The organism is Methylobacillus draconifructus (genome assembly GCF_045984355.1).
GTDB classification, from domain to species: domain Bacteria; phylum Pseudomonadota; class Gammaproteobacteria; order Burkholderiales; family Methylophilaceae; genus Methylobacillus; species Methylobacillus flagellatus_A.
This window is the reverse complement of sequence record NZ_JBJQII010000004.1, coordinates 170,762-193,420: the sequence shown is the minus strand read 5'-3', so window position 1 is coordinate 193,420 and position 22,659 is coordinate 170,762. Positions and strand designations below refer to the sequence as shown.

Here is a 22,659-nt window from a genome sequence, read left to right as displayed (position 1 = left end):
ATTTGGTGGATTCCTCTCTGGAAAACAAGGTCATTTTAATCACTGGCGGTGCGAAACGTGTGGGCGCGGCCATCTGCCGCCTGCTACATACAGAAGGCGCCAGGCTGATGATCCATTATCGCAGCTCGGATGACGAAGCGCGCACCCTGCAATCCGAACTCAACCTGAAACGCCCCAATTCCGTCGCCATCATCCAGGGGGACTTATTGAGGCTGAGCGTACTGCCCAAGCTGGTGCAGGAAACCGTGCAGCACTTCGGACGCCTGGACGCGCTCATCAACAACGCCTCCAGCTATTATCCCAGCGAGCTGGGCAGCATCAACGAGCACCAATGGGAAGACTTGATCGGGCCCAACCTCAAGGCGCCTTTGTTCCTGTCGCAAGCCGCCGCGCCCGAACTCAGGAAAACCCACGGTAGCATCATCAACATCACCGACATGCACGTGGAGCGCCCGAAAAAGGGATATATCGTTTACAGCGTCGCCAAGGCGGGCCTGGTGACGCTTACCAAATCCCTTGCGCACGAACTGGCGCCGGAAGTGAGGGTCAACGCCGTCGCGCCCGGGCCGGTATTATGGCCTGAGAACAACCCGCAGTTCGACGAGGTGTACCGCCAGCGCGTGATCTCGCAAACATTGCTCAAACGCATCGGAGAAGGCGACGACGTCGCCAAGGCCGTACGCTTCCTGCTGCAGGACGCTCCATTCATTACCGGACACGTGATCGCCGTCGATGGCGGCCGCTCGCTCAATCTTTAAAGTATTGCTTAATCATGACCAAACACTATCCCGACGACGCCTCCAACAGCTTCCTCAAGCTGCGCAACAGCCTGATCAGCGCCACCGGCAAGGCCATTGGCGACTACAACATGGTGGAGGACGGCGATACCATCCTCGTCTGCATGAGCGGCGGCAAGGACTCCTATACCATGCTCATGATGCTGCTGGCCTTGCAGGAGCGCGCGCCAGTCGACTTCAAGCTGATCGCCATGAACCTGGACCAGAAGCAGCCTGGTTTTCCCGCACATATCCTGCCCGCCTACCTGGAACAACTGGGCGTCGAGCACCGCATTGTCGAGGCCGACACCTACTCCATCGTCAAGGAAAAGATTCCAGAGGGCAAGACCACCTGCTCCCTATGCTCCCGGCTGCGCCGCGGCATCATCTACCGCACCGCCCAGGAACTGGGCGCCAATAAAATCGCATTGGGCCACCACCGCGACGATATCGTCGAAACCCTATTCCTCAATATGTTCTTCGGCGCCAAGATGAAGGCCATGCCGCCCAAGCTCGCCACCAACAAGGGCGAATTCCACGTCATCCGCCCGCTGGCCTATTGCGCGGAGAAGGACATCGCCAGCTATGCGCGCGGCATGAACTTCCCCATCATCCCTTGCGACCTCTGCGGCTCGCAGGAAAACCTGCAACGGCAGAAGGTCAAGGATATGCTGCATGCCTGGGAGCGCGAGCAGCCTGGCCGCGTCAACAATATCTTCCGCGCCATCTGCAATGTCGAACCCTCCCACCTCGGCGATACCGACCTCTACGACTTCAAGCATATGTCGCAGACCAAGGCCGACGATGAAGATCCGCTGTTCGGCGACATCGACAAGGAAAACAACCCGGCCCTGAGCCTGGTTTCCAGCGAAGGCTCCCGCATCGAGTTCAAGCGCAATATCGCCTGACATCCGGCACGACCTCCAGGAAAAATTGCCGGCAAGCGCCTAAATTTACAGTGCTTTCTTGTGCGGCAAGCGATTTACTCTTATTATCTGCCGCTCTGCATCCCACAAATCGTGCGTCCATGTCAAAACTGCTGATCGTTGAATCACCTTCCAAGGCCAAGACCCTGAAAAAATACCTGGGCAAGGATTTTGAGGTTCTGGCCTCATATGGGCACGTGCGCGACCTGGTTCCCAAGACGGGAGCCGTCGATCCCGAACATGACTTCGCCATGAAGTACGAAGTGATCGACCGCAACTCGCGCCATGTGGATGCAATTGCCAAGGCGGTCAAGACGGCAGACGCCATCTACCTCGCCACCGACCCGGACCGCGAAGGCGAAGCCATTTCCTGGCACATCGCCGAAATCCTCAAGAGCAAGAAACTGCTCAAGGACAAGCTGCTGAAACGCGTGGTGTTCCATGAAATCACCAAGAATGCCGTGCAGAACGCGATCGACGAACCACGCGATATCTCCATGCCGCTGGTCAACGCGCAGCAGGCGCGCCGGGCTTTGGATTACCTCGTCGGCTTCAACCTTTCTCCCTTGCTGTGGAAGAAAATCCGCCGCGGTTTGTCCGCCGGCCGCGTGCAAAGTCCCGCATTGCGCCTGATCGTCGAGCGCGAACTTGAGATCGAGGCGTTCACAAGCCAGGAATACTGGACCATCCACCTGGAATCCGCCAAGCACCAGCATGTGTTCGATGCCAAGCTAGTGCAGCTCGACAGCAAGAAGGTGGAGCAATTCACCGTCACCAGCCAGGAGCAGCAGCAGGAAATCGTCGGCAAGCTGCTTGCCGTCAGCGCCGGCAAGACCACAGTCACCCGCGTAGAGAAAAAGCAGCGCAGCCGCAGCCCCGCCGCCCCGTTCACGACCTCCACGCTGCAGCAGGAAGCCGTGCGCAAGCTCGGGTTCACCACCAGCCGCACCATGCGCGTCGCCCAGCAGCTGTATGAAGGCATCGACGTCGGCAGCGGCACGGTGGGTCTGATCACCTATATGCGTACCGACAGCTTCAGCCTCGCCGCCGAGGCCGTCATGCAGATCCGCGACTATATCAAGCAGAATTTCGCCAGCGACTATCTGCCCAGGTCGCCGATCATGTACAAGACCAAGGCCAAGAACGCGCAGGAAGCCCACGAGGCGATCCGACCGACCGACATCACGCGTACGCCGGCCAGCCTGCGCGCGTTCCTCACCGACGAGCAGTTCAAACTGTATGAAATGATCTGGAAGCGCGCCCTGGCGTGCCAGATGACCCAGGCCAAGTTCGACGCCGTCAGCATCGACCTTGCCGTCGGCAGCGAAGCCAACCTGTTCCGCGCCACCGGCCAGACGCTGGTGTTCCCGGGCTTTATCGCCGTCTATATGGAAGGCGTGGACGACGAGGAGGAGGAAGGCGAAAGCAAGCTGCCTCACCTCGAAACCGGCGAAGTGCTCGCCGTACAGAAAATATTCGGCGACCAGCATTTCACCGAGCCGCCGCCGCGCTATTCGGAAGCCAGCTTGGTCAAGGCCTTGGAAGAGTTCGGCATCGGCCGCCCCTCCACCTACGCCAGCATCATTTCCACCTTGCAGGACCGCGAATACGTCCTGCTGGACAAGAAGCGCTTCACCCCTACCGATGTCGGCCGCGTGGTGAACAAATTCCTTACCGAGCATTTCACTCGCTACGTCGACTACGGCTTTACCGCCAACCTGGAAAACGAGCTGGACGACATCGCCGAGGGCGAGCGCGAGTGGATTCCCGTGCTCAACGAATTCTGGCAGGGCTTCAACAACCAGATCCATGAAAAGAGCAACGTGGAGCGTCCCGGCGTCGAGGTGCTCGACGAAGCCTGCCCGAAATGCGGCAAGCCTCTGCAATCCCGCTTGGGACGCTTCGGCAAGTTCATCGGCTGTTCGGGCTACCCGGAGTGCGACTACATCCGCAATCCGAGCGCCAATACCAACAGCAACGAGCCGACCGTGATCGGCCAGGAACCGGAAAGCGGCAAGGATATCCTGCTGCTGAACGGCCCGTACGGCCCTTACCTGCAGATCGGCCTGCCCGAGGCAGACAGCAAGAAGAAGCCCAAGCGCGTCAGCATTCCCAAGGAAATCTCCGTTGCCAGCCTAGATATGGAGACGGCGCTAAAGCTGATTGCACTGCCGCGCGACCTGGGCCAGCACCCGGAAACCGGCAAGAAAGTGGTCGCCAATATCGGGCGCTTCGGACCTTACGTCAACCATGACGGCAAGTTCAAGTCCATCCCCAAAAGCGACAGCGTCTTTGATATTGACATGGCGCGCGCGGTCGAACTATTGGCGCAAGCCAACTCCGGCCCCGCCCCTATCAAGGAGCTGGGCGCCCATCCGGACGGCACAGGCAACATCGCCGTCTACTCCGGCCGCTTCGGGCCTTATGTGCAGCATGGCAAACTGCGCGCCACCCTGCCCAAGAGCCAGGAGCCGGAAAGCCTGACCATGGAACAGGCACTGGAGCTGTTGTCAGCCAAGGCGGCAAAGGACGCCCCGGCCAAGAAAGGCAAGGCGCCTGCGAAAAAAGCAGCCGGCACCAAGAAAACGGCGACCACGACGCGCAAGAAAAAGACGGCTGCCAGCGAGAGCGAATAACCCGGAACGCTTCCCAGACGATCTCCAACCGAACCCAAGGCTGGTCGAGATAATAAAAAAGCGGCTCTAAGCCGCTTTTTTATTAAATGAATGCTTCAGCTTGCATTGCGATGGCTGTTGCTGCTCTCGATCCATTTGCGGATTTTCTGCGCATCGCCCACCCGCGCATTTTTGCTGAACGAGTCCAGCAAGACAATAATCAAGGGCTGCCCTCCAACCTGCGCCTGCATCACCAGACAGCGCCCTGCTTCGTTGATGTAGCCGGTCTTGGACAGGCCAATCACCCAGTCGCTGTTGCGCACCAGCACATTGCTGTTCACATACTGCAATGGCGCACGCGTACCGTTGACCGGTACAGCATAGGAAGTGCTGGTCGATACGTGGCGAATCTCGGGATATTGGTATGCTGCGCGCACCATCTTCACCAAGTCCTCAGCAGTGGAGACATTGGCGCTGTTCAAGCCGGTAGGGTCGGCAAAACGCGAATGCAGCATGCCCAATTGCAACGCCTTGGCATTCATCGCCGCGACGAACGCATCCACGCCGCCCGGGTAGTGGCGACCCAGTGCCGAAGCCGCACGGTTTTCCGAGGCCATCAAGGCAAGCTGCAGCATTTCCGCACGCGTCAGCGAGGCGCCGATCGGCATGCGCGAACCGGTTCCCTTGAGCGTGTCGATGTCATCTCGCGTGACACGCAGCTTTTCTTCCATATCCAGCTGGGCGTCCAGCACCACCATCGCCGTCATCAGCTTGGTCAGGGAAGCGATCGGCGCGGCAATATCCGTGCCCTTGGCAAACAATATCTCGCCAGAATCCTGATTCACGATCATCGCCTTGCTGGAAGCCAATTTCAAGCCGGTGCCGTCATCCTTGAACACGCTGGGGCTGGCTGTGGCGACGGCGCTGTTGGAGCGTATCGTGCTGATAATGCGGCCGCTGGCCTCATTTTTCTTGGCTACCGTCGTCTTGGTCTTCTTCTTGGCGACTACCTTCTTGCTTGCCTTGGTCTTGCTTGAAGCAGTCTTCTGCGGTTTTTTTTCCGCTGCATAGGCCAATGCCGGCGGCATGCACAATGCCAGCATGGTCAGCAATAATGTGATTTTACGTGTCATGTCGCGCCCACCCCGTTCAATGGTCGAGAAGAATAATATCCAAAAAAGTTTGATTTGTCATTTACATAGCAACGGAAGTTTATAAACTTTCTTAATAGGGAAAGATAAAAAAATCACCTTATACGCCGGCTTGAACGCTTTGTGCGAAAATATGCCGACATTATTTCTCCTGAGCTTTTTTCATGAAAATTCCCGAGAACCTGCAATATACCGCCGAACACCTGTGGGTACGGCAGCATGAAGACGGTCATTGGTTGGCCGGCATTACCGACTATGCCCAGGACTTGCTGGGCGATATCGTCTACGTCGAAGCCCCCAAGCCCGGCAGCAGCATTTCCGCAGGCCAGCCTTGCGGACTGGTGGAATCGGTCAAGACCGGTTCGGACCTGCATGCACCCCTCAACGGCACGGTCGTCGCCATCAATGAAGCGCTGCAAAGCACGCCGGAAGACATCAACGACAAGCCCTACGACGCCTGGATTTTTTCATTCCAGCCGGCGAACGAACCTGCAGGCCTGCTGAGCGCGGCTGAATACAAGGCCTTGCTGGGTTAAGACCCGTTTACACTAATCCTTTTTAAGCGCCTCGATCACACGCTCCCGCAAGGTTACGGCCAATGCGCCCTCAACCTCGGCGCCGAGTTTGGGGACCAATGCCTGCATTTCCCTCGCCAAGACATCCTGAATGACTTGGGCGATCATGGGCTGCATGTCCGCAAGCACTGCCTCGGCAAGCTCCTGGCGCGCCAGGAGCAATTGCGGGTGATCCGGTTCTGGCTGAGTAAACAGCTCTCCTTCTTCAGCGAGATCCGCTTCCTCATCCACATCGGCTGGCAAGAACTTGATGCCCGAGGCTTGGGGTGCAACCGCCTCTGGGGGCGATGATGGTGACGGTTCAGGTATTTCCTGCGCTGCGGGCGCGGGATCATCATCGGCATAATACGGAGCCAGCAACTGCTCGATCTCGACCGCACTGAAGGCGCCTGCCCCCTCGTAAACATCGGTCAGCACAGGGACATCATCCCCGGCTGACTGGTCGGATGGCTGAACAGCCGGACTGCTCAACGAACTGATGCGACGCAGTACCAACGCCAGTTCATCTTGAGGTTGGTCGCTCATGAGCCCCTCTTTTCATCATAAAGCTGCGCCGCTGGCATCGAATGTCCTGATTTCATATCCACGATCCCGGTAGAAGCGGTAACGTTCGCGCGCCGCGGCACGGTCATCCTCCTCTAGCCCCACGATCTCGATCAAGCGCCTGAACCTGCTGAAGAACGGCGGATACTGGCTATCCAGGTTGATGAGGATATCGTCATGCGGCAATGGCTCGTGGCGCCAGTCTATGATGACCGGCGTTTCGGCCGCGCGGGGATGGGTTGCATGGCAGTGCGGAAGGAAGCCGATCGGCGGGTTGCTCCATAAAAACGTGCCCAATTGCTCCGCCGCCTGCTGGGTAGAAGTCAACACCATCAGCCGCCGCCCGCGTTGCGCGGCACGGCTGCTGAGATTGGCCACATGGAAGGCCTTGTTCGGCACGTTGAAAAAGAAATCCACCCTGGTCATGCGTCTTTACTGCCCGGCACGCTGCTTGAGGAACTCGGTCAGCAACGGCACTGGGCGTCCGGTCGCGCCTTTTTCCTTGCCGGACTTCCAGGCAGTCCCCGCGATATCGAGGTGGGCCCAGTCATATTTCTTGGCAAAACGCGAGAGGAAGCATGCCGCGGTGATACTGCCGCCTGCCCTGCCGCCGATATTTGCCATATCGGCAAAGTTGCTGTCGAGCTGCGGCTGGTAGTCATCCCAGAGCGGCAGACGCCATGCCCGGTCTTGCGCTTCATTGCCCGCTTCCAGCAGCTCTTCGGCCAGGCTGTCCTTGTTGCTGAACAAGCCGCTGGCGTGATGCCCAAGCGCGATCACGCAGGCCCCTGTCAGGGTCGCCACATCCACGACGGCCTGCGGCTCGAAACGTTCCGCATAAGTCAGCGCATCGCAGAGGATCAGGCGGCCTTCTGCATCCGTATTCAATACCTCTATGGTCTGGCCGGACATGCTAGTCAGCACGTCGCCCGGCCGGGTCGCATTGCCGTCCGGCATATTTTCGCACGTCGGGATGATGCCCACCACGTTCAGCGGCAAATCCAGCTCGGCAATGGCCTTGAATGTGCCCAGCACGCTGGCCGCGCCGCACATGTCGTACTTCATCTCGTCCATGTCGGCACCGGGCTTGAGCGAGATGCCGCCCGTATCGAAGGTGATGCCCTTGCCCACCAGCACTACCGGCTTCTGGCTCTTCTTGCCTTTCTTGTGCTGCAGCACGATCAGCTTGGGCGGCTGCACGCTGCCCTGGGTCACGCCCAGGAACGACCCCATGCCCAGTTTTTCAATATCCGCCTTCTCCAGCACTTCTACTTGCAATCCATGGCTCTTGCTCAATGCCTTGGCCTGCTCGGCCAGGTAAGTCGGGGTGCAATAGTTCGGCGCCAGATTGCCGAGATCCTTGGCGAAGCTCACGCCTGCAGCGAGCGCCTTGCCCTGCTTGAGGCCTGCTTCGCCCGCCGCCACATCGTTGCGCTGGGCAACGTGCACTTGCAGCTTGGCTATGCCTTTCTTGCCATTGGCTGTTTTGGTCTTGAAACGGTCGAAACGGTAAGTACTGTCTGCAGCCACCTCCACCACTTGGGCGACGCGCCAGGCGACATCACGTTTCTTCACGGGCACTTCGGCCAGGAATGTTGCCGCATCCGCGGCATCCAGACTGCCTAGTGCCTTGACGGAGGCGCGCAGGGCCTGGCGGTAGCTGCGCTCGTTGAGCTCGCGGTCCTTGCCCAGGCCAACCAGCAACACTCGCCCGGCAGCAACGCCAGGAACGGAATGCAAAAGCAGGGTGGATCCGGGCTTGCCATCGATGTCGCCCGTGCGCAGGATATTGCCGAGATAGCCATCGGATGCGCGGTCGAGCACCGCGGCCGCGTCGGAAAACTTACGCGCTTCAAACACGCCGACCACAACGCAATCTTTACGCTGTTTTTCCGGAGTCCCACTTTTTATGCTAAATTCCATTCCTTGATCCTTAAGATTAAAGCCTTCTGAATTATCCCGCGTTTTCGCGGTAAATCAACCTCAATTGCGGAATTTGAACTACCTGCTTTTCTAACATGCTCTTCAAACGCTCACTACTGCAAGAGCTAGTCACCACTGCCATCGGCGGCTTCCTGGTGCTGTTCGGCATTGTCATCGCCCAGCGCGTAGCATACTACATCGGCATTGCCGCCAAGGGCAGCCTTGCCAGCGACGCCATCAACACGCTGCTGGGATTCAGCATGCTGAAGTTTTTGCCCATGATGCTCTCGCTCACATTGTTCCTCGCCGTATTGCTGACGCTTTCGCGCTGGCACCGCGACAGTGAGATGGTGGTCTGGTTCAGTGCCGGCCAAGGGCTCTCCAGCTGGATACGCCCAGTGCTGACGTTCGGCTTGCCGATCATCATCGTCATCGCCTTCCTCAGCCTGTTCGTCACGCCCTGGGCCACCAACAAGGGCACTGAATTCCGCGACCAGCTGAAAAGCCGCGACGAGCTTTCATCCATCAGCCCTGGCGTTTTCAAGGAATCCCGCCAGGCTGACCGAGTGTTCTTCGTGGAAAGCTTCGATGAGCTGGGCAATATCGTCAAGAACATCTTCGTGCAATCCATGCAGCACCAGAAGCTCGGCATCATCGTGGCCGCGCGCGGCCACCGTGAAACGGCCGAGAACGATGACAACTTCCTGGTCATGCAGAATGGCCGCCGCTATGAAGGCACGCCCAATACCGCGGAATACTCGATCACCGAGTTCGAGCGCTATGCCATCCGCATCGAGCCTGCAGAAGTGCAGCAGCAACCGCCCAACACACAATCCAGGGACACCCTCGAACTCTTCAACGAACACAGCCCGGATAGCAATGCAGAGCTGCAGTGGCGCCTTGCCATCCCGATCTCGGCATTTGTGCTGATCCTGCTCGCGATCCCGCTGAGCTTCGTCGATCCCCGGTCCGGCCGCTCCGCCAACCTGATGATGGCGCTGCTGATCTATATCGTATACAACAACCTGCTCAGCATCATGCAGGCTTGGCTTGCGCAAGGCAAGATTTCCCCGTTGGTCGGCTTGTGGCCAGTGCATGCGGTCTTCCTGCTGCTGGCATTCTGGATGTTCTACCGTCGTTTGTTCCAGTTACCCTTCCTGCCGCGCTTGTGGCGTAAATAGCCTGCGATGAAATTACTCAACCGCTACCTGTCCCAGGAAATCATTTCCAGCATCATGCTCATCATGCTGGCGTTGCTGGCGATGTTTTCCTTCTTCGACCTGATCCAGGAATTGGAAAGCCTGGGCAAGGGCAGTTACGGCATCAGCAAGGTAATGCTATATGTATTGCTCAGCGCGCCTGGACATGTCTACGAGGTGGTGCCGGTTGCGGTGCTGGTCGGCACCATGTACGCGCTGGGCCAGTTCTCGCGCTACTCGGAGCTCATCATCCTGCGCGTGAGCGGCATTTCCATACGCAAGATCGCATTCTCGCTGCTGCGCGTGGGATTGGTGTTTGCCGTGATTACCTTCCTGGTGGGCGAACTGATTGCGCCATTGAGCGAAAAGGCCGCGCAACGCATCCGCATCCAAGCCACGGATTCCGTGGTAGCGCAGGATTTCCGCTCGGGCCTATGGGTCAAGGATGGCAACAGTTTCGTCAATGTGCAGAACGTCATGCCGGACGCCTCATTGATGAACATCCACATTTACGAGTTCGACAACGAATTCCGCCTGCGCACCATCAGCAATGCGCAGGACGGCAGTTTTGACGGCAAGAGCTGGAACCTGCACCAGGTGACGCAAACCCATTTTGAAGAACAGAAAATCCGCACCAACGTGTTCCAGGAAGCCACCTGGCAATCCCTGATCCGCCCGGAGCTGCTGAACGTGCTGCTGGTCGTGCCGGAAAAAATGTCGGCCTGGAATCTGTACTTCTATATCAATCACCTGGCAAGCAACAAACAGAAGACCTCGCGCCACCAGATCGCGCTCTGGTCCAAGATGATCTATCCGCTGGCCTGCCTGGTCATGGTGATTCTCGCGCTGCCTTTCGGCTTCCTGCAACAGCGCTCAAGCTCCGCCAGCACCAAGATCTTTGCCGGCATCATGCTGGGCATTGTCTACCAGGTATTGAACCGCGTGTTCGTGCACTTGGGTTTGCTCAACGACTGGTCCCCCCTGTTCAGCGCCGTGATGCCCACATTGCTGTTCATGGCGGCAGGCATCTTCATGCTGTACTGGGTGGAGCGCAGGTAGTTTAAGCCCTGCAAACGCAGGGTGGCCAGGAAAGGCCGCTGATCAGTCCAGGTCTTCCAGGCCGGTATCGATGTCGGGGTTCTCGCGCCGCAATGCCTCGCGCTTGGCCTCGGGCAAGCGCTGGTACTCTTCCCACTTCTTGCGCAATGCCGCCTTTTTCTCAGGCGACAGGTTCTGGTATGCCTGGTATTTCTTGCGCGCATTCTCCCGCTCGTAGGGCGTCATGCGGCTCCAGTGCGTCAAGCGCCTTTGCACTCGCTGCTGTTGCTCGGGCGTCATCTTGGGGTAGTCGCGCGCAATATCCAGCATTCTTTCGCGCTGCCACGGCCTGAGGATATCCCACTCCTGCGCCAGGGGCGCCAATACCTGGCGCTGGCTTTCGGTCAGTTGCGCCCAGCTGGGCTCCTGTGATTCCGTTTCAGCGACTGCTGTCATCGCAAGCAATAACAGGCCGGCTGCTATTGCTGTTTTAACCATGAATAAAAGCCTGGATCAAGATATGCCTCGGGGGGAAGTTCAGAAGCCAGCAGGAAGGCGTCGCCATGTTCGCCATGGCCGTGCCCTGTCAATTGCTGGGTGACAACGAATGTAAACAACACGGCCGCGATCAGGGCCGCCAAAGACAAGCTGCGTTGATGCTGGAGGAAGTAGCTGCCGACCAGCGCCATGAGCCCGCCGCCCTGCGGCTGCTGGCTATGGGTCGCCGCCATGCGCAAGAGCGCCTGTCGTCGCGCTTCCACGAGGCGGTCCACCACCTCTGGCGCGAGATTTTCCGTGGTTTCGTCCAGTCGACGGACGATCTCTTTTGCAAACTGTTGTTCGTGATTCATCGCTCGCCCCCAGCCCTGTCGAGCACTTCCTTAGCAAAACCGTATTTTTCAAGCGTGGCGGCCAATGCATGGACCGCCCGGGAACAATGTGTCTTGACGCTCCCTTCCGAGCATCCCATGGCTGCCGCCGTTTCAGCAACATCCATATCTTCCCAGTAACGCATGATAAATGCTTCTCGTTGACGCGTTGGCAGATTTTTTATTGCGGCTTCGATGATCGCGATCGTTTCCTGCTGCTCGTACTGCAGCTCCGGGTTGTCGTGATCATGATCGGAGGCCATGGTTTCCAGCGGGTCATGCTCTTCGTCGTCATGCTGGCTGACGCCAAGCGAAGAAAGCAATGTCGTCCAGATGCCCCGCACTTTCTGCCGGCGCCAGTAATCCTTCATGGTGTTCTGCAGGATGCGCTGGAACAGCATGGGATATTCCTCTACTGGCCGGCTTGCATACTTTTCCGCCAGCTTGAGCATGGCATCCTGCACGATGTCCATCGCGGCATGATCGTCACGCACGGCATATGCCGTCTGCTTGAAAGCCCGACGCTCAATTTGTGCTAGAAAATTTGAAAGTTCCTGTGTGCTCGCCATTGAAGTGCTTGGATGCTTTTTATTGCATTTAGTGCCGCGGCACGCGGGCCAGATAAGCCATCTGCATTGAGTATAACAGGTTTGATTTTGTTACCCGGGCTGCTTTTCGCTACAATCACTCCATCCTTCACCCACCTACCGGGCACCATGCTGAAACTGCTGCTTCTCGCCGTTATATTCTGGCTGATCTACGCCATTCTCAAGCACTACCGCAACAGCGTGGACCAGCCGCCGCCTTCGCGCAACAGCCCGGAAGACATGGTGCAATGCGCCCACTGCCAGGTGCACCTGCCGAGGAGTGAAAGCGTCAAGAGCGGAGAACTGCACTACTGCTCTGACGCGCATCGCCAACAACATCAGCCATGACCAGGCAAGCTGCCAAAGCTGGCGGCATCCATGCCACGGACTTCTGGCAGCCGCTCGCCCTGTTCGGGGTTTACCGCATCCTGCTTGGCATCGTCTTCCTTGCCTCGTATTTCCTGCTGCAGGACGCACGCATCTGGCTTAACTACAATCCGACCGCCTACCTCAGTTTCTCCCTGGCATACCTGGGCTTCGGCTGCCTGGCGCTATGCCTGAACGTCCTGCGCAAACCCAATTTCAGCGTCCAGCTTTCGCTGCTAACGCTGATGGATATCGGTTTCATCATCCTGCTCATGTATGCCAGCGGCGGCATCAAAAGCGGGCTGGGACTGCTGCTCATCATTACCATTGCCGCCGCCAGCCTGATCAGCCAAGGGCGGCTCGCGCTATTCTATGCCGCGATTGCCAGCATAGGCCTGCTGCTCGAGCAGTCCTACCAGATGCTGATCTGGAACGAGGATTTCGGCGACTATTCGCATGCCGCCATGCTGAGCGTTAGCTGCTTTGCGACTGCCTGGCTCGCGCATAGCTTCAGCAAGCGGGCCAACCTGCACGCGCAGCTGGCGTCACAGCGCGGGATCGATCTGGAAAATCTGGCCCAGGTCAACCAGCTGGTCACGCAGGAAATGGATGATGGCGTCATTGTGGTGGACCAAGCCCTCACGCTGCGTCACCGCAACCGGCAAGCCGATTTCCTGGTGGGAATCCAGGCCAATGCGCGCAACAACCAGCCACTGGCAGAGTACGCTCCCGAGCTGACAACCTTATTGCAGCGCTGGCACCAGCAGGATCACGGCAGGCAGCAAGGCCTGATCAAACTCAGCCTGAGCAAGCGCGACCTGCGCCTCAAGCTCATGCCAGTGGGGGAAAGTTATGCGCAGGGCACCGTCATCTTCATACAAGACTGGAGCCAATTGCAGACCCAGGCGCAGCAACTCAAGCTCGCCGCCCTAGGCCGCCTCACCGCCAACATCGCCCACGAGATCCGCAACCCCTTGAGCGCCATCAGCCATGCGACGCAATTATTGCAGGAAGACGAATCCCACGATCCCGCCAGCCAGCGCATGCTGCAAATCATCAGCGACAATGTGCAGCGCATGGAGCAGATGATCAAGGACGTGCTGGAACTGAACCGCCGCGACCGCACCAAGCAGCAGGAAATCCGGCTGACCGATTTCCTGCGCGAATTCCACGACCAGTTCTACCAGGTGGAGAAAATTCCTTCCCAGGGCTTCGTACTGGACACGGATGTCTGGGAGCCCACGATCACCTTCGACCATCGCCACCTGCACCAGATATTGTGGAACCTGTGCCGCAACGGCTGGCGCCATAGCCGGCAACATGATGGCAGCCTGACGCTGTCATTACGCAGCGAAGCGCAGCAATGGCTGATCGAGGTGCATGACGATGGCAAGGGGATTCCCGAAAGCGCCCAGGCACACCTGTTCGAGCCGTTTTTTACCACAGAGAGCACGGGCACCGGCCTCGGGCTTTATATCGCCCGCGAACTATGCGAAGCTAATGGCGCCACCATTGAACATGCCGCCGCTGAGCAAGGCTGTTCGTTTGTTATCCACATTGAGAAAACTGAACCTGCATGAGCGCGTTTCCCGCCTGCCTAGTCGTCGATGACGAAACCGATATCCGCGAACTCCTGGTATTGACCCTGGAGCGCATGGATATCCGGGCGGATAGCGCCAGCACACTTGCCGAGGCCCGGCACCTGCTGGAACAGGGGCAATACGGCCTCTGCCTCACCGATATGCGCCTGCCGGATGGCAGCGGGCTGGACCTGGTCAAACACATTGCACAGGATTATCCCGGCCTGCCGGTCGCAGTGATTACCGCCTACGGCAGCGCGGAGAATGCCGTTTCCGCGCTCAAGGCCGGGGCCTTCGACTACCTGACCAAGCCCATCTCTCTCAAGCAGCTGCGCCCCTTGGTGCAATCCGCGCTCAAGCTGTCATCCGCAGAGCAGGTGGAAGCCTCCCACGACACCCTGGCCTTGATAGGCAACAGCGCGGCTATCAAGCAGGTGCGCAGCATGATAGAAAAACTGTCGCGCAGTCAGGCGCCCGTCTATATCAGCGGCGAGTCCGGCAGCGGCAAGGAACTGGCAGCCCGGCTGATACACCAGAACGGCTCGCGCCGCGACGGCCCTTTCATTGCCGTGAACTGTGGCGCCATCCCGGAAAACCTCATGGAAAGCGAGTTTTTCGGCCATAAGAAAGGCGCTTTCACAGGCGCGACCCAGGACAAGGAAGGCATGTTCCATGCCGCCAAGGGCGGCACGCTGTTCCTTGACGAAGTCGCCGACTTGCCGCTTGCCATGCAGGTCAAGCTGTTGCGCGCCATCCAGGAAAAAAAGGTGCGTATGGTCGGGGGCACCCAGGAAGAAAGCGTCGATGTACGCATCATCAGCGCCACGCATAAGAACCTGTCCGTGCTCATGGAGCGCGGCGAGTTCCGCCAGGATCTCTACTACCGCCTGAACGTGATCGAACTCAAGCTGCCTGCGTTGCGCGAGATGCAGGAAGACATTCCGCTGCTCGTCGACGCCCTGCTTGCCAAGCAATGCCGTGAGGAAGGCCGAGCCATGCCGGTATTGTCGCCGGAAGCCAGCCAGATGCTCGCAAGGCACAGCTTCCCGGGCAATGTGCGCGAACTGGAGAACGTGCTGGAGCGCGCGCTGGCCTTGTGTGACGGCAGCACCATCACGGCCGAGGACCTGTTGCTCGACCAGGATGCCGGTACTCCCGCATCCCCTGCCGGAGCAACCTTGGAGGATGAAGGCCTGCCGCTGCCTGACTACCTGGAGCACATAGAAAAGACGGCCATCCTCAACGCCCTGGAAAAAACCCAGCACAACAAGACCGCTGCCGCCAAACTGCTGGGCGTCAGCTTCCGCACCTTCCGCTACCGCCTCAGCAAGCTCGGCCTGAGCAAGGATAGCGATTGATCCGCGATGGAAACAAGCCTATCCATTGACCGGCACGGCCTGGTGGCAGAAGCCGAGTTCGTTGCCTCGCCGAATTTCGATGCGCGTCCCGCCGATGCCGACATCTGCCTGGTCGTCATCCACAATATCAGCCTGCCGCCTGGGGAATATGGCGGCCCAGGCATTGCGCAATTATTTACCAACCGGCTCGACCCCGATGAGCACCCCTATTACGCCGGCATACACCAGCTGAAGGTGTCAGCCCACTTCGTCATCGGACGCGACGGCAGGCTGCAACAGTTTGTACCTTGCGAAGCAAGGGCCTGGCACGCAGGAGAATCAAGCTGGCAGGGCCGGGAACGCTGCAATGACTTTTCCATCGGCATCGAATTGGAAGGCAGTGATGACGAGGCTTTCACAGCGGCACAATATGCGACGCTGCACGCCTTGCTCAGGCTATTAACCTCTCATTATCCCATTCGAGATATCGTCGGGCACTCCGATATCGCCCCCGGCCGCAAGACCGACCCCGGCCCTCATTTCGACTGGGAATCCGTGGCAAACCTCTTCCCGAATCTGGCAACAACGGGCCAAACCGGTATAAACTGCTGAATTTTAAGCACAGAAAGCAACAGAGCTGCATCAGTTTGAACAGCGCCCTGGCTGGATAGAGCAACCAGCATATGCTTAGCATTCAATCAGGAAAACTAGAATAAATGTCAGTCTATCGTTCAGGGGTCTTTGCATTGCTGGCCCTGTTATCCGTATTGAACAGCGCTTGCAGCAAGCATGAAGAGGCGGCAAAACCGGCCTCTCTGCCGTTGGTCAGCGTCACCGCTGTGGAAACTGCCCGGCTGGAGATCCGCGAACAATCCATCGGCACGCTGGAAGGCATCATGGACCCTACCGTCGCGGCGGAAGTGCCTGCACGCGTCTTGAAAATACTGGCCCGCCCCGGCCAGGTGGTCAAGAAGGGCGAAGTCATCGCCCTGCTGGACCCGCAGGACTACAACCTGCAGCAGCGCGAGGCGGAAAGCGAGGTCGCGCGGCTGGAAGCATTGCTGCTCAACCAGCAGCGCAATGTGGAGCGCAACCAGAAACTGGTAGAGAAGAACTTCATTTCGCAAAACGCCCTGGACGAGCTGGAAACGCAGAAAATCGCCTTGAAGCGCCAGCTCGAGGGCGCGCGATCCCGCCTGGACACGATCACGCACAACAGCAGCAAGACCCGGCTGCTTTCCCCCATCGATGGCAAGGTGGAGAAACAAATCGTATCGCCCGGCGATTACGTCAAGGTTGGCGACCCCCTCCTGCAGATCATCAGCAACCAGCGCCTGCGCGCCCACCTGCCGTTCCCGGAAAGCCTGGGCACCAAGCTCAAGCCCGGGCTGAAAGTCAGGCTGAAGACACCGACTGCCGATGAGGAGGCGGAAGGCGTATTGCGCGAGTTCAAACCCGTCATCGGCAGCAATAACCGCGCAATCGATGTGCTCGTGGACATTGTCGACCAACCCGGGTGGCAATCGGGCGCAAGCGTCACGGGCGACATCATTCTCGGCGAATATCCTGCCGCGCTCGTGGTGCCGGAACAGAGCATCGTGCTGCGCCCGGCCGGCGAAGTGGTCTATGTGATCAAGGACGATGTGGCACACCAGCGCATCGTCAAGACCGGCATCTACCAGGACGGCCGCATCCAGATCGTCGAGGGTCTCGAAGCCGGTGAAACCATCGCCGTCGATGGCGCGGCCTTCCTCACGGACCAGACCCGCGTACAAATCCAGGCCCATTCGCAACAGGACCAGCCATGACCTTGCCGGAAATATCGATCAAGCGCCATGTGCTGGCGTGGATGGTGTCCGGCTTGCTGGTGCTGCTGGGCATCATCAGCTACCAGCGCATCGGGGTAGACCGCCTGCCCTACATCGAATTCCCGGTCATCTCGATCACCACCACCTTGACCGGGGCCAACCCGGACATCGTCGATGCCAGCATCACCAGCATCATCGAATCCTCGGTCAACACAACCCCGGGCATCGAACATATCCAGTCCTCCTCCTCGCCAGGCGTTTCCGTCATTACCATTACCTTCGGCCTCGAGAAAAACATCGACGTGGCCTACAACGAGGTGCAGGCCAAGGTCAACCAGGTATTGCGCCGCCTGCCGGACGATGCCGACCCGCCGCAAGTGCAGAAAGTGGAAACCAACGCCCAGCCCATCATGTGGCTGGCATTGCGCGGCGACCGTACGACGCAGCAAATCAACCTATACGGGTTCAACGTCCTCAAGAAAAAGCTCGAGACGATCAACGGCGTCGGCGAAGTGCGCCTGGGCGGGCGACGCGACCGCACCATCCGCGTCAACGTGCTGCCCGAGCGCATGGCGGCCTACAGCATCACCGCCACCGACTTGATCGATGCGTTCAAGCGCGAGCATGTGCAACTGCCCGGCGGCTTCCTGGTGGGCAGCAATGCGGAATACCTCATGAAGCTGGACATGGAATACCATAACCTGCGCGACATGGCGGAGATGATCGTGGCCTACCGCGACGGCGCCGTCATCAAGCTCAAGCAGGTTGCGGAACTGGAAGACGGCATCGCCGACTACCGCCAACTGGCGCGCTATATGGGCAAACCCGCGGTGGGCCTGGGCATCGTCAAGGTCTCCAACGCCAACACCGTGGCGATCATCGATGAAGTGCTGCGCAAGCTGGACGAGGAAATCCGTCCCAGCCTGCCGCCCGGCATGACGCTGGACATTTCGACCAATGACGCGCTGTTCATCGAGGAAATCGTCGGCGCTTTGCAGGAGCACCTGGTCGAGGGCACCCTGCTTGCGGCATTGATCGTCTGGCTGTTCCTGCGCTCCGTCCGCTCCACCCTGATCATCGCCACGGCGATCCCGGTGTCGCTGTTGGGCTCGGTCGCGGTCATGTATTTCTCCGGCTTCACCTTCAACACCATGACGCTGCTGGCCTTGCTGTTGCTCATCGGCGTGGTCGTGGATGACGCCATTGTGGTGCTCGAGAACATATACCGCCACCTGAGCCTGCGTGCGCAGCAGGAGCCAGCTGCCGATTCCGGTGTCATTGCCCGCGCGGCGGCCATCACGGGCAGCCGCGAGGTGGCTTTTGCCGTGATTGCCGCCACCTTCTCGCTGGTCTGTATTTTCGCCCCGGTGATTTTCATGGAAGGCATCATCGGCAAGTTTTTCAAATCGTTTGCCGTGGTGGTCACCTTCGGCGTGCTGGTCTCCCTGCTGGTCTCGCTCACGCTCACCCCCATGCTGTGCTCGCGCTACCTCAAGGCGCACGAGCCCGAAGGGCGGTTCTATGGCTGGCTGGACCGCCTCTTCCAGCGCATGGACCATATCTACGCCGGCATGCTGGCATGGACACTGCGGCACCGCTGGAAAGTCATGCTATTGACCCTGCTGGTCGTCGTCGGCAGCGGGTTCTTCTTTGGCAAGGTGCAGAAGGAATTCATCCCGGATTCGGACGAAGGCCGCTTCCTGATCTCCTTCCGCACGCCCCTGGGCTCGAGCATTGAATACACCAACAGCCGCCTGGAGAAAATGGAAGCGGTATTGCAGCGCTACGACGCCCAGATCGCCAGCTATTTCGGCACCATAGGCGTAGGTGCGCAGGGCCAGGTGAATAAAGGCACTGTCAGCATCCGCCTAAAGGACCGGCGGGAACGCGACATGAGCCAGCAGGCATTGATACGCGCCATCCGTGCCGATTTGGACCTGATTCCGGGCGTACGCGCGTTCCCCGTGCCCGTTGCCATCGTCGGCGGGCAGCGCTCGGAGAAGCTGCAGTTCAACATCACCGGCGCAAACCTCGAGCAGGTCAGCCAGCTTGGCAAGACTATGCAGCGCAAATTGGGGGATATTTCAGGCATCGGCAAGGTAGACTTGGACCTGGACCTCGACCTGCCCCAGCTCACTCTGCAAGTGGATCGGATACGCGCTGCCAGCCTCGGGCTTTCCGCTGTCGACGTGGCCACGGCGCTCAATCTGTACACTGGCGGCATCGACATCGCCGACTTCAATGACGAGCCCGGCGACGGCCAGCGTTACGAAATCCGCTTGAAGGCCAAGGAAGGCAGCCTGCAAACCCCTGACGACCTGAAGAAGATCTACCTGCGCAGCGGCACGGGCGAGCTCGTGCGCCTGGACAGCGTGGCGAGCTTCAAGCAGACATTGGGCGCGGCCGTGATCGGGCGCTTCGATCTGCAATATGCGGCCAGCCTCTACTCCAACCCCATCATGCCGTTGGGCGACGCTGTCGAGCATGTGCGCAGGCTGGCGGCGGAAACGCTGCCGCCCGGATACCAATTCAACCTGGTGGGCCAGGCGGAAGAACTGCAGAAAACCGTGAGCAGCATGATATTCGCGTTTGGCCTGGCGCTGGTGCTGCTCTACATGGTGCTCGCGAGCCAGTTCAACTCGTTCCTGCAGCCGTTGATCATCATGCTGGCGCAGCCACTGGCGATTATCGGGGGCGTGTTTGCATTATGGGTCACTAACAACTCGCTCAATATCTTCTCGATGATCGGGCTGGTATTGCTGATCGGACTGGTGGCGAAGAACTCCATCCTGCTCATCGACCTCACCAACCAGCTGCATGAAGAAGGAAAATCGGTGGACAACGCATTGCGCGAGGCTTGCCCCATCCGGCTGCGCCCGGTGCTCATGACCTCGCTGACCATCATCCTGGCCCTGCTGCCTGCCGCCTTTGGGCTCGGTGCGGGAGCGGAGACCAACGGCCCGCTTTCCATCGCCGTGATCGGCGGCATGATCTCCTCCACACTGCTGACGTTGGTGGTGGTACCGGCAGCTTACTCACTGATCATGAACAAGATGTCCCATCGCCGCTAACACCCCATCATCACCAGCCAAAGCGACAGCATATGCTGTCGCTTTTTTATTGTCCGTAGACAGACAGTTAGCAACGGAAAATTCTCTATGATGAATTTTTCGTTATTGTAAGTCATTGTAAAAATAGCTCTTTTCTAGTCTTTTCCCTGCCTTGTGACACTGAATTGTCATATTCGGTACCAATAATGCCGCCTCATTGCTCCGCCATATCAACCCCAAGCAAAGAGGAAAGCATGAAACTATTTCGTATGTTGCCCATCGCGGCAATAATGACCACCAGCCTGACTGCCATGGCAGACTCCACGATCGACCTCGTCAACGCGCTGGTCGCCAAAGGCGTGTTGACCGAAGAAGAAGGCAAGCTACTCAGCAAAGGTCGCGAAGGTGAAAAAGCCAGCGAGGACAAGGCAATGGAAAAAGCCGGCAAGCCGGGAGGAAAGATCACGATTTCCGATGCCGTCGATAATGCCGCTTTCTACGGCGATATCCGTGCCCGCTATGAATTCCGCGATGGTGAGGACACTGCCCACAATACTGAAGATCGTGAACGGGGCCGCTATAAACTGGTGCTGGGCCTTAAAACCAGCGCGGGCGATTTTTATTCCGATATCGCATTGTCCATGGGCGCCAATGGCCGCTCCGACAACTCCACTTTCGGTAACGGCTCCAACGGGTCAAATACCAAAGAAGCGGCTTACATCAAGCGTGCCCTGTTGGGGTGGAAAGTTACGGACTGGCTGAAAGTTGAAGCCGGCCGCGTTGCCAATCCGCTGTATACCACTTCCATGGTATGGGATGGCGACCTGACCTTCGAAGGATTGGTTGAAAAAATCGAATACCAATGGGGCAATGTAAGCCTGTTTGGTAATTTTGCCCAATCCCAGTATCTGGGTGACCGCCAGGACTTCAATACCAGCACGAGCGACAGGGACACGAACGACATCCTGGCCTTTCAAGGCGGCGCCAAGTTTGATATCACCGACACGGTTTCAGCCAAGGCAGCCGTCACTTTCAGCAAGTTCACGAACGATCATGCCGCGGGCGCCTCGACATTCCTGCCTGGTTTGGGGTCGAATGCCGGCAAGGGTGCCAGCTTAGGCAGCGGCCTGAACGCAACCAATGATATCCGCACCATCGAAATCCCGGCAGAATTCGTCTTCAAAATGGCTGACGGCATGAGGTTGGCCGCCTTCGGCGATTATGCGTGCAACTTGGACGGCGAGGACCGGTTCCAGGCGGCAATCGCAGCGGCTTCGGCAGTTTCCGCAAGCTACGGCTCAGCCATTCGCACGGCCGGCAACGACGACAAGGCCTGGCTGCTTGGCCTCGGACTGTCCAGACAAATCGGCAAGCAATCGAAAGAAGGCGACTGGTCCGCCAGGCTCTGGTATCAGGACGTCGGTATCTATGCGTTGGATCCGAATACCGTGGATTCCGATTTCATGGACTCTCGCGTCAACATGAAAGGCATCGTCCTCAAGGGCGAATACCTGTTGCGCGACAATGTCGTCCTGAACCTGTCTGCCGGCCATGCCACCCGCAAGAACGACAAGCTGGCGTCTGTCACCTCGGCAGGCGACATAGCGCTCAACGTGGATCATTTCAATTTGTACCAGATGGACATTACCTATAAATTCTAATTCCAGATTGCGATCACAGACCGAAGCAGTCCACCGGTTGCTTTTCACGTCCGCTGATGTCCGCCCGCTTTCGGCAACAAAAAAGGCAGCTTTTCAGCTGCCTTTTTTATTAGCCGATAATCTGCCGATTATTGCCGGATAGAGAGTTACTTAACAGTAACAGTACCGCGCATCATGGTGGCATGGCCAGGGAAGGAGCAGAAGAATGTGTACTTTTCGCCTGCAGTCAGCTTACTGACGTCAACCTTGACGCTGTCCTTCTCGCCGCCGCCAACCAGCTTGGTATGGGCAATCACGCGAGCATCGCCAGCCTTGACGAAGTTACCAGCTTCGCCAGCACCAACGCCATCGTTCATCACGCCCTTGAAGTCGGCAGTCTTGGTGATCACCAGGTTGTGGCCCATGACGTTCTTAGGCAGGGAGCCAGTGTGCTTCAGGTTGATGGTGAAGTCTTTACAGCTCTTTTCGATATCGATGTTCTTGGTGTTGAATTGCATAGCGTCGTTAGCTTCGACATCCACCGAGCAGCCAGCTGCCAGTACGGAACCAGAGAACAGTGAAGCGAACAACAGAGCGACGATTTTGCTGGATTTCATAGTTACTTTCCTCATCTAAAATAAGCCATACGGCTTGTGTTATAGAACTTCTCTTTTGT

21 protein-coding genes are annotated in these 22,659 nt (G+C 58.3%); 13 read left to right on the top strand and 8 right to left on the bottom strand.

Annotation, left to right across the window (positions count from 1 at the left end; all coding sequences use genetic code 11):
- Nucleotides 1-5 precede the first annotated feature (5 nt).
- The 3 genes from ACJSDX_RS09790 (at nucleotide 6) to topA (ending at nucleotide 4,338) form a co-directional block, all read left to right on the top strand.
- Complete coding sequence (locus ACJSDX_RS09790; protein WP_407994544.1) at nucleotides 6-758, top strand: pteridine reductase; 753 nt, start codon at nucleotides 6-8, stop codon at nucleotides 756-758.
- A 14-nt stretch (nucleotides 759-772) separates the two neighbouring features.
- Nucleotides 773-1,684: a tRNA 2-thiocytidine(32) synthetase TtcA gene (gene ttcA / locus ACJSDX_RS09785; RefSeq protein ID WP_407994543.1), complete on the top strand. Its 912-nt coding sequence runs from the start codon at nucleotides 773-775 to the stop codon at nucleotides 1,682-1,684.
- A gap of 119 nt (nucleotides 1,685-1,803) precedes the next feature.
- A complete protein-coding gene (gene topA / locus ACJSDX_RS09780) occupies nucleotides 1,804-4,338 on the top strand; it encodes a type I DNA topoisomerase (protein ID WP_407994542.1) in 2,535 nt (844 codons plus the stop codon).
- Nucleotides 4,339-4,433: 95 nt separating this feature from the next.
- Here the strand turns inward: topA and pbpG are convergent, their stop codons facing one another.
- Nucleotides 4,434-5,450 carry a D-alanyl-D-alanine endopeptidase gene (gene pbpG, locus ACJSDX_RS09775; RefSeq protein ID WP_309564147.1) on the bottom strand — a complete coding sequence of 339 codons (1,017 nt, stop codon included), beginning with the start codon at nucleotides 5,448-5,450 and terminating at the stop codon, nucleotides 4,434-4,436.
- Between the two features lie 182 nt (nucleotides 5,451-5,632).
- Between pbpG and gcvH the strand changes: the two genes are divergently transcribed.
- On the top strand, nucleotides 5,633-6,004 hold the full coding sequence (gene gcvH / locus ACJSDX_RS09770) for a glycine cleavage system protein GcvH (protein ID WP_309564146.1): 372 nt from the start codon (nucleotides 5,633-5,635) through the stop codon (nucleotides 6,002-6,004).
- Between the two features lie 12 nt (nucleotides 6,005-6,016).
- Here gcvH and ACJSDX_RS09765 read toward each other — a convergent pair whose 3' ends face one another.
- Genes ACJSDX_RS09765 through ACJSDX_RS09755 form a run of 3 tightly spaced genes read right to left on the bottom strand, consistent with a single transcriptional unit; the run spans nucleotide 6,017 to nucleotide 8,509 of the window.
- On the bottom strand, nucleotides 6,017-6,568 hold the full coding sequence (locus ACJSDX_RS09765; protein WP_407994541.1) for a hypothetical protein: 552 nt from the start codon (nucleotides 6,566-6,568) through the stop codon (nucleotides 6,017-6,019).
- A gap of 15 nt (nucleotides 6,569-6,583) precedes the next feature.
- Nucleotides 6,584-7,012, bottom strand: a complete 429-nt coding sequence (locus ACJSDX_RS09760; protein ID WP_309564144.1) for a DNA polymerase III subunit chi — start codon at nucleotides 7,010-7,012, stop codon at nucleotides 6,584-6,586.
- A gap of 6 nt (nucleotides 7,013-7,018) precedes the next feature.
- Nucleotides 7,019-8,509 carry a leucyl aminopeptidase gene (locus ACJSDX_RS09755; RefSeq protein ID WP_407994540.1) on the bottom strand — a complete coding sequence of 497 codons (1,491 nt, stop codon included), beginning with the start codon at nucleotides 8,507-8,509 and terminating at the stop codon, nucleotides 7,019-7,021.
- A 95-nt stretch (nucleotides 8,510-8,604) separates the two neighbouring features.
- Here ACJSDX_RS09755 and lptF point away from each other — a divergent pair, with 95 nt between their 5' ends.
- Both lptF and lptG read left to right on the top strand, forming a co-directional pair.
- Nucleotides 8,605-9,690, top strand: coding sequence for an LPS export ABC transporter permease LptF (gene lptF, locus ACJSDX_RS09750; protein WP_407994539.1), 1,086 nt, complete (start codon nucleotides 8,605-8,607; stop codon nucleotides 9,688-9,690).
- Between the two features lie 6 nt (nucleotides 9,691-9,696).
- On the top strand, nucleotides 9,697-10,767 hold the full coding sequence (lptG, locus tag ACJSDX_RS09745) for an LPS export ABC transporter permease LptG (protein ID WP_309564141.1): 1,071 nt from the start codon (nucleotides 9,697-9,699) through the stop codon (nucleotides 10,765-10,767).
- Between the two features lie 42 nt (nucleotides 10,768-10,809).
- Here the strand turns inward: lptG and ACJSDX_RS09740 are convergent, their stop codons facing one another.
- Genes ACJSDX_RS09740 through ACJSDX_RS09730 form a run of 3 tightly spaced genes read right to left on the bottom strand, consistent with a single transcriptional unit; the run spans nucleotide 10,810 to nucleotide 12,184 of the window.
- Nucleotides 10,810-11,244 carry a DUF3106 domain-containing protein gene (locus ACJSDX_RS09740; RefSeq protein ID WP_407994538.1) on the bottom strand — a complete coding sequence of 145 codons (435 nt, stop codon included), beginning with the start codon at nucleotides 11,242-11,244 and terminating at the stop codon, nucleotides 10,810-10,812.
- Nucleotides 11,226-11,597: a DUF3619 family protein gene (locus tag ACJSDX_RS09735; protein ID WP_407994537.1), complete on the bottom strand. Its 372-nt coding sequence runs from the start codon at nucleotides 11,595-11,597 to the stop codon at nucleotides 11,226-11,228. The genes ACJSDX_RS09740 and ACJSDX_RS09735 overlap by 19 nt, the downstream gene beginning before the upstream one ends.
- Nucleotides 11,594-12,184, bottom strand: coding sequence for an RNA polymerase sigma factor (locus ACJSDX_RS09730; RefSeq protein ID WP_407994536.1), 591 nt, complete (start codon nucleotides 12,182-12,184; stop codon nucleotides 11,594-11,596). Before ACJSDX_RS09730 ends, ACJSDX_RS09735 begins: the two co-directional genes overlap by 4 nt.
- A 147-nt stretch (nucleotides 12,185-12,331) precedes the next feature.
- Between ACJSDX_RS09730 and ACJSDX_RS09725 the strand changes: the two genes are divergently transcribed.
- From ACJSDX_RS09725 to ACJSDX_RS09695, 7 genes are all read left to right on the top strand, one after another.
- Nucleotides 12,332-12,550 (top strand): PP0621 family protein, encoded by a 219-nt coding sequence (locus ACJSDX_RS09725; protein WP_407994535.1) that lies wholly within the window; start codon nucleotides 12,332-12,334, stop codon nucleotides 12,548-12,550.
- Nucleotides 12,547-14,148 carry a sensor histidine kinase gene (locus ACJSDX_RS09720; protein WP_407994534.1) on the top strand — a complete coding sequence of 534 codons (1,602 nt, stop codon included), beginning with the start codon at nucleotides 12,547-12,549 and terminating at the stop codon, nucleotides 14,146-14,148. The genes ACJSDX_RS09725 and ACJSDX_RS09720 overlap by 4 nt, the downstream gene beginning before the upstream one ends.
- The gene (locus ACJSDX_RS09715) at nucleotides 14,145-15,506 is read left to right on the top strand and encodes a sigma-54-dependent transcriptional regulator (protein WP_407994533.1); all 1,362 of its coding nucleotides are present in this window, start codon (nucleotides 14,145-14,147) and stop codon (nucleotides 15,504-15,506) included. The genes ACJSDX_RS09720 and ACJSDX_RS09715 overlap by 4 nt, the downstream gene beginning before the upstream one ends.
- Nucleotides 15,507-15,512: 6 nt before the next feature.
- A complete protein-coding gene (gene ampD / locus ACJSDX_RS09710; protein ID WP_407994532.1) occupies nucleotides 15,513-16,097 on the top strand; it encodes a 1,6-anhydro-N-acetylmuramyl-L-alanine amidase AmpD in 585 nt (194 codons plus the stop codon).
- A 104-nt stretch (nucleotides 16,098-16,201) separates the two neighbouring features.
- Nucleotides 16,202-17,293, top strand: a complete 1,092-nt coding sequence (locus ACJSDX_RS09705; RefSeq protein WP_309564133.1) for an efflux RND transporter periplasmic adaptor subunit — start codon at nucleotides 16,202-16,204, stop codon at nucleotides 17,291-17,293.
- Entirely contained in the window at nucleotides 17,290-20,364 is a 3,075-nt protein-coding gene (locus tag ACJSDX_RS09700) for an efflux RND transporter permease subunit (RefSeq protein ID WP_407994531.1), read from the top strand. The genes ACJSDX_RS09705 and ACJSDX_RS09700 overlap by 4 nt, the downstream gene beginning before the upstream one ends.
- Nucleotides 20,365-20,597: 233 nt before the next feature.
- Nucleotides 20,598-22,004, top strand: coding sequence for a putative porin (locus tag ACJSDX_RS09695; RefSeq protein ID WP_407994530.1), 1,407 nt, complete (start codon nucleotides 20,598-20,600; stop codon nucleotides 22,002-22,004).
- Nucleotides 22,005-22,150: 146 nt separating this feature from the next.
- Here the strand turns inward: ACJSDX_RS09695 and azu are convergent, their stop codons facing one another.
- Nucleotides 22,151-22,600: an azurin gene (gene azu / locus ACJSDX_RS09690; protein ID WP_309564130.1), complete on the bottom strand. Its 450-nt coding sequence runs from the start codon at nucleotides 22,598-22,600 to the stop codon at nucleotides 22,151-22,153.
- Nucleotides 22,601-22,659: the final 59 nt, after the last annotated feature.